This window comes from Rubinisphaera italica, from assembly GCF_007859715.1.
Classification (GTDB): domain Bacteria; phylum Planctomycetota; class Planctomycetia; order Planctomycetales; family Planctomycetaceae; genus Rubinisphaera; species Rubinisphaera italica.
In genome coordinates this window covers 5801919-5816401 of the sequence record NZ_SJPG01000001.1, presented here as the reverse complement: position 1 = coordinate 5816401, position 14483 = coordinate 5801919, and the positions used below count along the sequence as shown (strand labels likewise).

Annotated in this window: 9 protein-coding genes; 7 read left to right on the top strand and 2 right to left on the bottom strand. The window is 49.3% G+C overall.

All coding sequences use genetic code 11. The annotated features are described in order from the left end of the window. The first annotated feature begins 225 nt into the window (after positions 1-225). The 7 genes from Pan54_RS22135 to Pan54_RS22105 all read left to right on the top strand — a co-directional run bounded on the left by Pan54_RS22135 (position 226) and on the right by Pan54_RS22105 (position 9132). Positions 226-648, top strand: coding sequence for a thiol-disulfide oxidoreductase DCC family protein (locus tag Pan54_RS22135; protein WP_146505628.1), 423 nt, complete (start codon positions 226-228; stop codon positions 646-648). A gap of 47 nt (positions 649-695) precedes the next feature. Beyond that, positions 696-2090 (top strand): sulfatase family protein, encoded by a 1395-nt coding sequence (locus Pan54_RS22130; protein WP_146505627.1) that lies wholly within the window; start codon positions 696-698, stop codon positions 2088-2090. A gap of 261 nt (positions 2091-2351) precedes the next feature. Then, on the top strand, positions 2352-2855 hold the full coding sequence (rplM, locus tag Pan54_RS22125) for a 50S ribosomal protein L13 (RefSeq protein ID WP_146505626.1): 504 nt from the start codon (positions 2352-2354) through the stop codon (positions 2853-2855). Between the two features lie 81 nt (positions 2856-2936). After that, the gene (gene rpsI, locus Pan54_RS26870; protein WP_146505625.1) at positions 2937-3605 is read left to right on the top strand and encodes a 30S ribosomal protein S9; all 669 of its coding nucleotides are present in this window, start codon (positions 2937-2939) and stop codon (positions 3603-3605) included. 313 nt (positions 3606-3918) lie between these two features. Next, positions 3919-5277 (top strand): magnesium transporter, encoded by a 1359-nt coding sequence (mgtE, locus tag Pan54_RS22115; RefSeq protein ID WP_146505624.1) that lies wholly within the window; start codon positions 3919-3921, stop codon positions 5275-5277. 137 nt (positions 5278-5414) lie between these two features. Next, on the top strand, positions 5415-7220 hold the full coding sequence (locus tag Pan54_RS22110) for a HAMP domain-containing sensor histidine kinase (protein WP_146505623.1): 1806 nt from the start codon (positions 5415-5417) through the stop codon (positions 7218-7220). Positions 7221-7497: 277 nt separating this feature from the next. Next, positions 7498-9132 (top strand): serine/threonine protein kinase, encoded by a 1635-nt coding sequence (locus tag Pan54_RS22105; RefSeq protein ID WP_146505622.1) that lies wholly within the window; start codon positions 7498-7500, stop codon positions 9130-9132. Between the two features lie 17 nt (positions 9133-9149). Here the strand turns inward: Pan54_RS22105 and Pan54_RS22100 are convergent, their stop codons facing one another. Both Pan54_RS22100 and Pan54_RS22095 read right to left on the bottom strand, forming a co-directional pair. Further along, entirely contained in the window at positions 9150-10919 is a 1770-nt protein-coding gene (locus Pan54_RS22100; RefSeq protein WP_146505621.1) for a hypothetical protein, read from the bottom strand. Beyond that, on the bottom strand, positions 10916-14476 hold the full coding sequence (locus Pan54_RS22095) for a DUF5682 family protein (protein ID WP_146505620.1): 3561 nt from the start codon (positions 14474-14476) through the stop codon (positions 10916-10918). The genes Pan54_RS22100 and Pan54_RS22095 overlap by 4 nt, the downstream gene beginning before the upstream one ends. Between the last annotated feature and the right edge of the window lie 7 nt (positions 14477-14483).

Sequence of the window (14483 nt, the reverse complement as noted above, 5' to 3'; positions counted from 1 at the left end):
TTTTCCCTATTGTTATTATTCTACCTACATTTTCGGTCTTTATTTCTGAGAAATTCATGCACTTAAAACCATCCGAGCAGTGATTCGTGAAGCCATTGAATTCACCTCCAATCTTTTGGAGATACAATTTGATAGATTCTCCACTTGTAACGAATTGAATTAGTTACCATATCCTGCACATGGTTTTCATTTTCCAGTATTATTAATTCACCGAATGCTCATTTCATGAATGATGTAAAAACCAATTCTTCAGCCGAACACCCCGTCCTTTTTTTTGATGGCGTCTGTGGCATGTGCAATGCGTTTGTCGATTTCATTATGAAGCGGGATCCGCATGGGCATTTTCGTTTTGCAGCATTGCAGGGAGAGACGGCTCGGCAATTAGTGACTGGAGATGATCGCGAGCAGCTCAAGAGTGTCGTACTCCTGCTTGATGGGCAACTGTTTCGAAAATCATCAGCTGTCGTGCGGGTTCTCTGGGAAATGGGATCCTTCTGGAGTCTGCTCGGATCACTTCTCTGGTTGATCCCCAGGCCACTTCGAGATTTCTGTTATCGATTTGTCGCGAAAATTCGTTATCGTATCTTTGGGAAGAAAGAGGCTTGTCGCTTGCCGACGCCAGAAGAACGCTCCCGTTTTCTTGATTGATAACCCATTACCAGTCGCTCGATAACGAAATAAGTTAGGATTTACCGATGCGGATTCCATTCCTTTTGCTTCTCACTCTGTTCTCCGGTGCCATTCATTTTGAAAATCCGTTACAGGCCTCTGAAGCCGGGCCTAACATCATTCTATTCATCGCCGATGATATGGCCTGGAATGATTGCGGAGCTTATGGGCATCCGCATATTCAGACGCCGAATCTGGATCAGCTGGCCAGTCAGGGGATGCGGTTTGACAATGCCTATCTGACATGCAGTTCGTGTAGTCCGAGTCGATCGAGCATCATTACGGGACGCTATCCGCATGCGACCAATGGGGCACATCAGTTACACAATGATTTGCCTGCCGATCAAATAACATTTGTAGAACTGTTGAGCCAAGCTGGATATCACACCGCACTGGCAGGCAAGCTGCACCCTCGAAAAACAACAGCAGATCGATTCCATAAAATTTATGGAACTGGTGCGAAAGAAACTGGTGGCTGCGGAGAATGGGTGACCGCACTTAAAGAGTGCCCGGCTGATCAACCGTTTTTTCTCTGGCTCGCTTCGACCGATCCTCATCGAGGTTATCAGCCTGACACGATCCCGGAACCACACACGAATTCCCATGTAATTGTTCCTCCCTATCTTCCGGATGTGCCGGAAGTTCGAGAGGATCTGGCTCTGTATTATGATGAAATCAGCAGATTGGATCGATATGTGGGCGAGGTGCTGAAGCAGCTTGAGACTTCACAACAAGCCGATAACACTCTAATTGTCTTCATCAGCGATAACGGGCGGCCTTTTCCGCGTTGTAAAACAACGATCTATAATAGTGGAGTGAAAACTCCATTTATAGTTCGCTGGCCGGGTATCGTGAAGCCGGGGTCAACCTGTAAGCAACTCGTGAGTACCGTGGATCTGGCACCTTCTTTTTGTGCAGCTGCGAAAGTCGCTCCCAGTGATAGGTTTCAGGGCGTTTCGATGCTTCCTCTGCTAACTGATCCCGAAAAGCCAGTGCGGGAATATATTTTCGCAGAGCACAACTGGCACGATTTCGATGACCATCAGCGTTCCTGCCATTCTCTGCATTTCAATTATATTCGCACAACTTACACCGACTTACCCGGCACCCCTCCAGCTGATGCGGTGAAAGGGGCCAGTTTTCAAGCCATGTTGAAGCTGAAAGAGCAGGGAAAATTGAATGAGAACCAATTGTATTCCTTCAATGTGCCCCGAGCGAAAGAAGAATTGTATGATGTTGTGAACGATCCCCATGAGATGCAAAATCTGGCCGATGATCCACTCTATTCCAGTCAGCTTGAGAATTTAAGAACTCGCCTGGATGTCTGGATTGAGGAAACAGGCGATTTCACGCCAGATTCACGGCGTCCCAACGAATTTGATCGAGTGACGGGAAATCGGTTACCTAAAGTCAAGGACTGATGCGAAGTTAGGCACTTGTTGGGTCATGATTTGCTATCCCAACCTGCCTTCTGAATTCCCATAATCACTTTCGAATGCGTCTTTTCTCAAGAATTGACGGGATTTGACATGTTTCCCGCAGAAAATCAGTCGCTGCTGCATTGATCATTACGCCTTCAGTCGCTATCTTGTCCCACTTCGACTTCGCAGTAGAATTCCCGATGCGGTAACGAACGAGGCATCGGGTTCCAAACATATTTCCAATAAGATAAGTGATCTGAGATGGCAGTAGACATTGCACAACGGACTTCCGTTGCTAAAAACGAGACTTTCGAGCCTCAATGGTATCATGTCGATGGAGAGGGCCAGATTGTTGGTCGGTTTGCCTCTGCTCTGGCGATGGTGCTGATGGGAAAACACAAAGCGTCTTACACCGCCCACGTGAACACCGGCGATTTCGTGGTTGTGACTAATGTCGAAAAAGTCCGTTTCTCAGGTGCCGAGATGGCCCACGATACTCATCCTAATTTTACAACCAAAATGGCTCGTAAGACTTACGAACATTACACGGGGTATCCCAGCGGCCGAAAGATTACCACTGGTGCCACAATGTTGGAAAAGCATCCTGAAAAAATTCTTCAGGAAGCTGTACGGCGCATGTTGCCAAAAAACAAACTGGCTAAGTCGATGTTGATGCGGTTGAAGTTGCATACCGGAAGCGAGCACCCGCATCAGTCTCAAAATCCTCAGCCATTGCCTGAGCACTTGCTGACTCGCTGTAAATAATTGTCTGGAGATGAAGATACGCATCTTCACCCGTAATCCATATTGAATATCAATTCTGACCCAACGCTTCGGAAAACCTGAATGAGTACTGATCAACCTCAAGAAGAGAATGAAAATACACCTGTTGAAGCAGGTGATCAAAGTGCGCCTGTCTCTTCAGAATCGACCGAACTTCATGATTCTGCAGAAGGCAATGTCGAAGGCGTTGTCGCTTCGACTGCTGACGAGTCTGCAGAAGCGACTGAAGCGGTAGAAACTACTGAAGACGTCCCGCAATTGACTCTCGGGGCTGAGTCTGAAGAAACTGCGGACGTTGTCGAAAAAGAATACGTTCAGCCGACGATTCGTGGTCGAATCGACAAATTCGGAACCGCAATCGGAACAGGACGACGAAAGACATCTGTCGCTCGCGTTCGAATTAAAGATGGTTCCGGCAAGTTCACTGTCAACGGCCGTGAAATGAAAACATTCTTCTGTATCGAACGCGATCAGAAAATGGTCATGGATCCAGTCGTTGCTGTTGGCGAACAAGGCAAGATTGACATCTGGGTTCGTGTCAATGGTGGCGGAATCACCGGTCAGACAGGAGCTGTTGTTCTTGGCATTGCTCGTGCTCTGCAGGCTAAGAATGAAAGTTTCCATCCAACTTTGGCTGAAGGTGGCTTCCTGACACGTGACGACCGCATGGTCGAACGTAAGAAGTACGGCTTGGCCAAAGCCCGCAAAAGCTTCCAGTTCTCGAAACGTTAAACAACCATTCCCGTCTACGGCGGGGTAAATTGGTCGTGAACACAAATCGCTCATAATCCCCGGCTTTTTAAGTCGGGGATTATTGCATCTGGTGAGAACTATTGTGATTCAGCACGTTTCCAGATTGTCTACGAACTTTGATAAATGATTAATGTCCGTGTGATACAAGCACGAAGCGCAAGCGAGTGTGTGGAAATGGAATTATATAGACTCGCTTGCGCTTCGTGCTTGTATGATCCGGTTACTGACTTTAAATACGATTCGTCTGGGATAGTATTCTCCCCATATTTGCCGAGCAGAAAGGGATATCAGCATGTATAACACGCTCCTTCTGCCCGACCTGCGGCTCATGATCATCGAGAACGATGAAAAGGCGATGCAGGAATTTTGTGAAGTTCTTTTTCCGGCTGTCACTGCAGAACTCCTGGCGGAACTTCCTCCGACAGATGCACTCACCGTGCTTTCCCAATGTCCTCTTGAGCGAAGAGCAGAAATCTTTGGTTATTTACCGCTAGGGTTTCAAATTACCCTCGTGGAAAATATGGATCGGAAACCGCTTTCCAGGCTGGTCCAGGAAATGGCGGCCGACGACCGAGTCGACCTGCTCGAAAAACTCGATCCCAATCAGGTCGAAACTCTGCTTCCATTGATCGCCCAGGCCGAACGAGCCGACATTCGCAGGCTGCTTTCCTATCCGGAAGGTTCAGCTGGCTCGATCATGACAACCGAGTACGCTTCCCTTCCCAAAAGCATCACCGTCGGAGAAGCATTTGATCGCTTGAGGCTGCAAGCTCCAGACCGTGAGACGATTTATTACATCTACATCATCGATGACAGACGACAACTGCTCGGCTTCATTTCGATGCGAAAACTGATTCTGGCCAAGCCACAACAGTTGCTTTCCGAAATCATGCGGAACGATGTCATCTACGTCAAAGTTGATGATGATGATGAATTTGTCGCCAATGAATTGAATCGTTATGGATTCATCGCGATACCCGTTGTCGATACAGAGAACCGTCTGGTTGGAATCGTCACTCATGATGATGCCGCCGATGTTCTGCGTGAAGAAGCCGAGGAAGATCAGCACCGCCTGGCTGCTGTGGAGCCATTAGATGATTCCTACTTTTCCACGTCCGTCTTTGTTCTGGCTCAAAAGCGGGGCTTCTGGTTATTGTTCCTCCTTGGGGCTTCGGTGTTCACAGCCTGGGTGCTGCAATTCTTTCAAGGTTCTGGCGAGCGGGGCTGGATTATCATGTTTCTCCCGCTCGTGATGGCTAGCGGCGGAAATGCAGGATCGCAGTCAGCTGCTCTGGTAATTTCTGCTTTGGCACGTGATCATGCGCGACTGAGGGTTATAGGAACCTTTCATATTCTCACCCGGGAATTATCGCTCAGTCTGATCCTGGGGGGAACCGTTGCATCGATTTCATTCTTTTGTGCCTGGCTGCTCACAGGTGCAATTGCTCCGGCTATTGTCGTCTCCACAACCGTTCTGCTGGTTGTTGTGATGGCGGCAGTGACTGGTGCAGCCATGCCGATTGTTATTCAGTCTTTTGATGCCGACCCTGCGTATATGTCGACACCACTTATTGCCGCGATTGTCGATGTCATTGGAGTGATCATCTATTTCAACGTCGCGTATCTGGTGTTTGGAAATTTACCGGCCTGAATAGGGCCTGACATGAATTCTTGATGAAGCTTTGTCATTCAATGAAAATGTGCACAAAGCCAGATGCGAACCTGACTGTTCAGGATTATGCTGTTGTAGAATTCAATTGATTCCATCTGGGTGATAATGACAGACTTATGAGTACTTCTCGTTTTTTCTGGCGAATCTTTCTGACACACGTCGCACTGATCGTGTTATGCACTGTGGGGCTGTCTTTGACGGTCGTACGTGGGTATCGCCAGATGATCGAAGAACGCTTTCAAAGTGAAGTCAAAACGATTGCCGATGTCCTGACAGACAATGCCCGAGCAGTCCTGCTTGACCAAACGGCCCCTCAACCGAGTGATGAATTTTTCCGCATCGCTGCGGCTCGCGATAATCAACATCACCTTTTTAATGCCGATCGAATTCTTATCGCGTCCTCTGTGAATGAATCAGAACGAGATCAAATATTAATCAGCAATGCATTTGATCAATTGAACGATCAGCGAGCATCGATCGAAATCACAATCAATAGTCGAACTCGTGGCCCCTATGAACTGTTGTTACGAGAACTTCGACACGATGGGAAAATACTCGGCTACTTACAAATCGAAGCCTCTCGTGAGAAAATTCAGGACCAGTTGCAAAATCTGTCAGGCATTACCTGGGCGATTGTGTTCGCGGTCTGTTGTGTCGGCGTGGCACTGTCAATGATTGTCGTATCTAGAATCACCCGACCTGTCGAAGAATTGACGAGAGCCTCTCAGGCGATTGCCTCCGGACAGTGGTCCCAAAAAGTTCCCGTCAATACAAAAGACGAACTTGGCTCGCTGGCAGAGGCCTTCAATGAGATGAGCCGGGAGATGGTCAGTTATATCAATGAACTGCAGAATCAGGGACAGCAGTTGCGTGCCAACAGCGAACGCCTGGCGACCGTTCTCGGAGGGATGGTCGAAGGGGTGATTGCCGTCGACTCTGCGGAGCGGATCCTGTTTGCTAACAAAGCGGCCTTCAAAATGATTGAATTTGAAGGTCAACGCGTCGTCGGGCGTCCCTACTGGGAAGTGCTGAGAAATACCGATGTGCAAAGTGTTGTCCGAGAAGTTCTCTCGGGGCAATTTCAACGGAAGCGCGAAATCGTCCTGCCGCGAAATCAAAGTCGTATTGCGTTTATTGCTTCTCGACTTCCCGGAGAACCTTGTCCCGGTGTCGTGCTGGTCCTGCATGATGTGACCGAGTTAAGACGTCTCGAACAAATTCGATCCGAATTTGTATCGAATGTCGGGCACGAGTTGAAAACTCCTCTTGCAGCGATTCAAGCCTGTACTGAAACCCTGCTCGATGGAGCGATTGAGGACCCCAAGCACGCCCATCATTTTCTGGCACAAATTACCGAACATGGTGATCGACTCCACAAACTGATTATCGACCTGATGGAACTGGCCAAGATTGAATCCGAAGAGGATGCCTTTCATCTGGAGAATATCGATATCGGCATCCCAATTCAGGAAGCAATTGATGAGCATTATCCTGTCGCTCACGGCAAGCAGATCTCTTTGATTACCAATCCCACGATTGATGAACTTCTCGTCAAAGCCGATCACGATGGCATCCGCACAATTATCAACAACCTGATCGACAATGCGTTGAACTACACACCGACCGGTGGTGAAATCAAAATTGGATGGAAAGCTTCTGAAGGGAATGTCGTGATCGAGATTTCCGATTCCGGCATCGGCATCGAACCTCGACATCTCGAACGCATTTTCGAGCGGTTTTATCGTGTCGACACCGCCCGCGCCCGGGCCGCCGGTGGAACCGGATTAGGGTTAGCGATTGTCAAACATCTCTGCAATTATTTCTCAGGATCGATCTCTGTCCGTAGTGAACTGAATCAGGGCTCAACATTTACCCTCCGCTTTCCACAAGTCGAAGAACCGAATCGGCTTTCTACTCACTGAGTCAGGTGATTTTGATACCTCTTTTTATCTTTGAATTTCGTGGAGCTTGCTTCTTTCGTCAAACTGGGGCTGAAACACGATAACGGAGTACGTTACAGTTACTTAAGGCTCAAATCTAAGCCCGGAAAGGACCTTGTGAATCGTATCAGTTATCAAGTTGATTTGATTGTGAGTCTCCTTTCGTTGTAGTTGTGGAATTTTACGGACATGATGGGAGAATCATCAAATATGGACTTTTTTAATTGTTGACTCATTTCATTGATACGTTTTAATCCCCATGTCATACTCCGAAACACAACGAGATCCTCTGGAGTTACTCTTCAGTGAATATATTGATCGCTGTCGTAATGGCGAGCAGATCGATGTGGCCGGCTTTGCCGCGGAAAATCCAGATCTTGCAGAAGAGATTCTGGAGTTGTTCCCCACTCTGGCCGCTCTGGAAGGTTTCAAGAAGCAGGGTCCCCCCATTTCTGACGTTGACCAGGAGCAGATTCAGAGTGGGCTGCAAATGGGGGAGTATCAGCTATTGCGGGAAATCGGCGTCGGAGGAATGGGTATCGTTTACGAAGCCTTTCAGCAGTCCATGCAGCGACGCGTCGCATTGAAAGTCCTGCCCCGAGAGTTTTCCAGACAGAAAGATCGTCGGGAACGTTTCATGCAGGAAGCCCGCACTGTCGCCCGGCTCTCCTTTCGCAATATTGTCCCGATCATCGATTTTGGTGAAGCCGACGAACGCTGCTTCTTTGCGATGCGGCTCATTGAAGGTGTCGGTCTCGACTGGGTTGTCCTGCGTCGCAACCAGAATTCAGAGCCGATCACTTCCCATGAAGTTCTCGAACATTTCCAGCAACAGGGCGTTCCTCTAACTGGAGATGACCAAGAGACTGACGTGGATGACGATGAAGACAGCCTTGCATTCGAGTTTGATTACGCAGCTCATTCGGCTTCACAACGAGCGAAACAACAACCCCGGTGGACTTTAAAGCCGGACTCCTGGAAGCAGATTGCCCGCATTGGAGTCCAGGCCGCTCGTGCACTCGAACATGCCCACAATGCCGGCATTCTGCATCGGGATATTAAACCGGGGAACATGCTGATCGATTATGAGGGGATTCTATGGATTACTGACTTTGGCCTGGCTAAGTCAGAAAAAGAGTTATCGCTCACGGGGACAAACGATGTTGTCGGTACGATGCGTTACATCTCTCCCGAGCGTTTTCATGGTCAGGTCGACGCCCGAAGTGATCTGTATGCACTCGGGTTGACCTTGATTGAACTATGCATCAATCGGCCGGTGTTCGATCAATCGAATCGTTCTGAATTAATCCGTAATATTATGGAAGGGATTATCCCTGCTCCTCGCAGCATCAACAGTAAAATACCGCGTGGACTCGAAGCAATTCTTATCAAAGCGACGGCGAAGCAGCCGACGCAGCGCTATCAATCAGCTGGGGAAATGATTCAAGACCTGCGGGCATTTAGCCGCGGTCTTGAAGTGAAACCGATTTCACAATTCAAAACCCGGAAAAAGAAAAAAAGAAACTGGCTCCCCGTATTTACGATGGCTCTGTTATTATGCTGTCTACTAGAAGCTTATTTGTTAGCAAATTATCGCGTCCTGTTTCCGGGCACTCCGCAAGTGACTACGTCTGTGCAAATGAAGGCAGGCGCTCTTGGTCAGCGCCTCGAAAATCTGGATCGGATGTATGCCCAAGTCACAGGGCGAAGCATAACAACCGATCTGGCTCGCACTTCCCCACTGTTACCGTTGCCCGAAAATCAACGCAACCTGATGCAAACCTTACTCAATCTCTACCGGCAACTCCGCAAAGATACCGAACAAACTGGCTCCGTATTTACCATTGAGGAAATAGACGAACGGATTCAGTTCATTAGAAATTTACTGAGTTAAAAGGCAATCACCTTTATTTAGTGTGACGTCGTTTCCAGTTTCGATTTTGCCAGTGCGAAGCGGCAGGCTCGCAAGTAGAGTGAAATTGCCAGAAATTTCTGGAGTGAATTGGGTTCTTTTTCAGAGACCATTGACTGCAAATTCAACAGCAGTGAAGCAGCAGTAGAGAACCCTGCTCTTTCGAGCCTGCGTGCTTCCGTTACGACCAGAGTTTTGTTAGTAGAATTTGTCACTGTGCCTGCGAGCAGCAAGGCTGTCCATCTTCGACGCAAGGCTGCGAGTTCGTCGTTCTCATGAACTTCCATATGTTTTGCAATCAAATAGGGACGTGCCTGAGACTTAAGCAGATGATTCGGCTGAAGTTCATCGAATCCCAGAAAGACTCGATGATCCCAGGAATCCGGCAGGTTCAGTTGAGGTTCCTCCCGTGACGGATAATCGTTGACATTCAAGGCGGAAATGGCCAGAGGACACATGATCGTTGGGTCCAGGAGATTGAATCGCGCAATCACTCGCAATATCAAGCCGGGAGCACAACTGAGCATTCGCAGATTTTCCCGAAATTGCAGGGCCTCGTTTTCATTCTGGATTGCCAGCCGAATTTCCTGATGGCGATCTTTTCCTTCGTAATCGGTCAACGCGAATAACAAATCAGGACCTGATGCTCCCAGAACAACGCCCGTCAGAAATACAAAATCCCAGCCGGCAGGTCGAGCATCGTCTGGCAACTCGGCAAGGGGATAAATTGCGTTCAACTGATCTGCAATTGATCGTTCAAATCGAGCTTTGATCATAGGTTCGTCCCATGACGAAGCCCCCTGTTGAGCCAGCTTGATCGATTTTCCCCGTCCGAGACGACCATTCTCCGATGCGGTCATCTCACTGCCAATGAAACGGTTTCGAGCCAGTTGACGGGCTGGTTGAATCAGTGGTCCGATTTCAATTCCTCCCGCATAAGCGGCTCGTGCAAATTGAGCATCGCCCGGACGGACATCGGCTGCCGAATAGATCCCATCATCTTCACCCAGAAAATAAGCAACCGCTCCCGCATAACCACTTGCGGTTATGATTGGCTCTGCCAAAAGTCCATGTAGTTTTCGCGGTCGGATTGGAAACTGAGTTCGTCGAGACGTCCCCACCCAGATGCTTGAGGGAGGATCATCGTGCAGCAGGTGATGAATCACCTCCAGAGCATGCGAGTAATCTTCCGCCATTTTCTCGGGATTCGATTCCACAGATCGGGATCGAAACTGATGAATTTCAGTCGCGATTTGCAGCCCGATGGCCGCCAGTCGATAAAGACGCTCTGCTCGGCATCGATGGATCGCCCGTAATAATCCCGACTGAATAACCACCCCCGTATTTGAAATACCCACCTGCATCAGTTGAGCGAGAGCCCGTTGAAACTCTTGGATTGCGACTTGCTGCTCAGCCGTGACGGTGATCGCATCGTCATTGCTCTCTTCCCCAACTGGAGCTTCAGTCGCCTCATTTTCTGAGGAGGTGTTCTCAATGCTGACTTCAAGTTGAGTCAGCATTGCAAGAATATGAAAACAATTCGGAGCCAGCAGGCACGTGCAGTGAATCTGGTCCAGCGATGTAATCACTTCATCATGAAGAGTGATCGTCTCCTCACTAACCGATACGATCCATCGATCTTCCAGTTGCTGCAACGACCAGTCTTTTGCGGCATCGGGTTCGCGATCCAGTCTCCGGCGAACGCGGTTGGGAGCCGATTCGATTAACTCAGAAAGGAGCCGGGAAGAGACTTTAAGTTTTATCGTCATGATGCAGAGCCTCGAATCTGATCTCCCACCCACTGGGCCAGACGTTCTGGACTGACAGCCGCGACCGGCATCCCTGCCTGCACCAGCATTTGAGCAATGCCCGTGTGATAGCGTGGCGTAGCAGCATCATCTAGAGCAGCCAGACCAAGCAGTTTCACGCCGGAGTCCGCCAGCATCTTCACCTCAGCCAGCATTTCAGGTACAGAGACTCCTTCCTCAAAATCACTCACGATGACAACAATTGTCCGTGCAGGAATTTTGACACTTTCCCGAGCGGCTCGCAGCCCCAAACCGATATGTGTTCCTCCTCCCACCTGAACTTCCATGAGCAGTGAGAGAGGATCATCGACAACATTAGAAAAGTCAATTACTTCGGTGCTAAAGGCAAAGAATTTAACATCGATCGCTGGCAGTGACGCAAATATCGCAGAGACGAGAGCACTGTAGATCACAGAAGCTTCCATGGACCCGGAAGTATCGACCACGAAAATGAGATGCCAGTCCATCTGCCGTTTGGCGGGAGATTTAAAAAAGAGATTCCGCGGAGCCAGTCGAATTTGTCCATCCGCCTGTCGATGAGCTGTTTCCAGATTCGAGGCAATCGTCCGTGCAAAATCAATTCGACGGCTTTTCCTTCGTGTGGGACGCGGCGTGTTCAAACCTGTCAAAGCGGGTCGTAATCGATTCTGTAATTGTTCCGCCAGCTTCTCCGTGATTTTGCGAGCCAGTTTTCTCAAAAGGCTCAAATCCCGTTCGGGCATCGCCCCGTGTAAGGAAAGGACCTGTTCAAGAAGTTCGACCGAAGGCCGAACAGTCTCGGGATTCAAGTATTCGAGAATCGCACTCCGGCCATTTTCAATCGAGTCGGCCATCACTTCTTCGCAAACATCCAGATCAAACAATCCACTCAAATCTTCCACCCATTCTCGGGCAGAAGGAGTGGCCTTTCCTGTGCCACCGCGATCCAAATCTGTTTTTTGGCCAAGTGTGCCACGGGCACTGGCTCCATAGCACTCATCAAGTGAACGACCTGCTCGGGATCCCTTATTCGATTGGCAACCTTGAACGCCCAGAATTAATCTCCAGCGATCCGACAGCGGAATTTCACCCAGATTATCAGCCAGTTTGATCGGCTGACTATCTACAGTTGAGACATTCGTTTCGCGAATCACAAAATCGGGAAGCAAACTCAGAATCGCATTTCGCCCTGCTCGATCCGCCTGCATAGCGACAGCTTTTCTTTCTGGATCATCCAGAAATGGCGTTGAATTTCCAGCCATCCCATTGGGTTCAATCAGCCGTAAACGATCATTCAAAAGACTGACACGATCCGCAGGCGGCAACGATTGAAAGCCTCCCCGCAAGGAGGGCAATCGGGATAAGAATTCATCGTCACCCGTCAGCTTTAAACGCGATTCCAATCCCTCCAGCCAGTCGGGATCGGAAAAGAGAATCGCCAGCAACGGAATCATTAAGCCATTCAGGCGAAGTCGCAAAAATTTCCGGCCCTCTGCAGACGATGCGGAATCATACCAGCCTTCGAGAACAGACGTCAGTTGAGTAATCTCAATCGTGCCAAGCATCGCCAGAGAGCCCCACGCTGCTCCCTGGATTTGGGGAGAACCATCGCGAGTCATCTGCAACAATCGAGTTTGTAAGGCCGGTATATAATGAACAAGTTCTTCATCTCCTCGCAGCATGGCTGCAAGATCCTTTATTGAAATAATATCCTGAGGCTCCGTCGAACCTCGCAGTCCTTCGAGTCGATTGATTGCTTTTTCAATGAATGAATCAGGTGAGAGCAATGCAGCTTCGCAATCAAAAACAGGAACATCAGGCTCGACAGCGTCTTCCGAATTCATTGGTAAGCCGAAGACAAGTCCTGCAGAGATCCGTTTCAGACCTTGAGCGGCTTCAATCAAATGGTTAGCCGAAGCGGCGTTCATGAACAGATGATCAAATTGCTTGAGAAGTTCTCTCACGGAATCCGCAAGCCCACACTCGGCTGCGGCTCGAAAGCAGGCGAGTGTTGTTTCCGGACGCAGATTTTCTGAATTGTCTTGTGCACTCACCGTCTCAGAATTTTCCATTCGGCGAACCATTGCTTCAGCTGCCTGCGTGAGGGTAATCCCATAGAGAGTACTCGCCTCAAGAGTAGCTGTTGTTGCATGATTCCATTTGACAGACCAGACTTCTGTCAGATTTTCACGATTCCCCGTCGCTTCCGTATCGATGCGTTCGCAATATTGCACACCAACCAGATTGAGTCGCCGAAACGTGACCGCTCGAGCCCGATCGAGCTTCGATCGTAGAGGATCCAGTCGCATCGTTCGCGGTTCTTCTCCAATCGATTTTGGTCCGGGTAGTTTGAGTCGATCACACAATTCTTCAACCTGCACAGAAATACCACTTCTCGGCGTGTGGGCAGGTAATCGACCTGTCTTATGACCTATAAAAACAGATTCTGCAGCGCGAGCAATCTCACGACCGCGACCGTACAAATCGCCTTGAACAAGTGTGGTTTCAACCGCTTCGAGCAACTCCGCCCTCCCTGGGGCGGAATGACCGCGCAGCCGACTTAAGTCAGTCGCGATCCGCACAATTTCTGTTGCATCCGGAGTGCCTGCGACATGGCCAGCCTCACGCAGATGGCGACATAATTGGGTTGCGAAATGACTGATCACGCCGTGCATCTGTTCGACGCTACTGGTTTCAGACATTGATCGCTGCCAAACCGGGTCAAGGATCCCGGCTGGGTAGCCACTTCGCTGATCGAGCTGAGCATATGAGTAAGGAATCAGTGATGTCGTCAAATTCTCGACGGACGATGGCTTATCCTTTTCATATTCAAATTCATCGGGACATGTCCACAGCAGTGGATCTTCCAGAAGTGCGGAGGCATGAAACGAACCGACGATGGCAACCGATCGCTTCGGAGCCAGGGCAATTGCCTCCCGCATCGCGAGTTCCCGATGTGCATCTGCAGGTGTTGCTCCCTGAGAAGATTGCCGCATCATCCAGCCAAACAGCAAACCGGCTCGTCGAATCGATTCTGGAGAGGCATTTACTCCCGGAGTTTCAACGAATGTTTCCCAAAGAGCAGCTGTGTCCTTGGACTGATAACGATTCAACAGTTGATTCACGATCGGCGTCTCATCCGAATCCGATGACGAAGACGTGTCTGCAAAGCGAGATTCAATCTGAGACATTTTCTCCAAGGAAAGGTCGCAGGGGATGACCGGAATCTGATGTTTTGCCGCCCACCGAATTGCGATTAGCTCAGGAGAGAAATCGGCCAAAGGATAAAAAGAGAGCAATCGATTTCGCCCGGCTGCCGCTAACGCCACCGGCGCTTCGAGTTCATCATCTCCCAGATATTCAATCCACTTCTGAAAATCTGGCGGGAGTTCGAGCAGAATCGCTTCCGGCTGAGTCTTGGCCAATAAGTCTGGCATTACTCTAGCCAAAGCAGCCGAATGATGTCGGACTCCGATTAAAAACGGTTCCCGACAATCCGCCAGCCGCTCCAAAACATCCTGGGGAATTTCTGACTCCATTTACTAA

Coding starts and splice junctions, on each gene's coding strand:
- mgtE (WP_146505624.1), top strand. CDS start 3,919: ATGTATAACACGCTCCTTCTGCCCGACCTGCGGCTCATGATCATCGAG.
- Pan54_RS22105 (WP_146505622.1), top strand. CDS start 7,498: ATGTCATACTCCGAAACACAACGAGATCCTCTGGAGTTACTCTTCAGT.
- rpsI (WP_146505625.1), top strand. CDS start 2,937: ATGAGTACTGATCAACCTCAAGAAGAGAATGAAAATACACCTGTTGAA.
- rplM (WP_146505626.1), top strand. CDS start 2,352: ATGGCAGTAGACATTGCACAACGGACTTCCGTTGCTAAAAACGAGACT.
- Pan54_RS22110 (WP_146505623.1), top strand. CDS start 5,415: ATGAGTACTTCTCGTTTTTTCTGGCGAATCTTTCTGACACACGTCGCA.
- Pan54_RS22135 (WP_146505628.1), top strand. CDS start 226: ATGAATGATGTAAAAACCAATTCTTCAGCCGAACACCCCGTCCTTTTT.
- Pan54_RS22130 (WP_146505627.1), top strand. CDS start 696: ATGCGGATTCCATTCCTTTTGCTTCTCACTCTGTTCTCCGGTGCCATT.
- Pan54_RS22100 (WP_146505621.1), bottom strand. CDS start 10,919: ATGACGATAAAACTTAAAGTCTCTTCCCGGCTCCTTTCTGAGTTAATC.
- Pan54_RS22095 (WP_146505620.1), bottom strand. CDS start 14,476: ATGGAGTCAGAAATTCCCCAGGATGTTTTGGAGCGGCTGGCGGATTGT.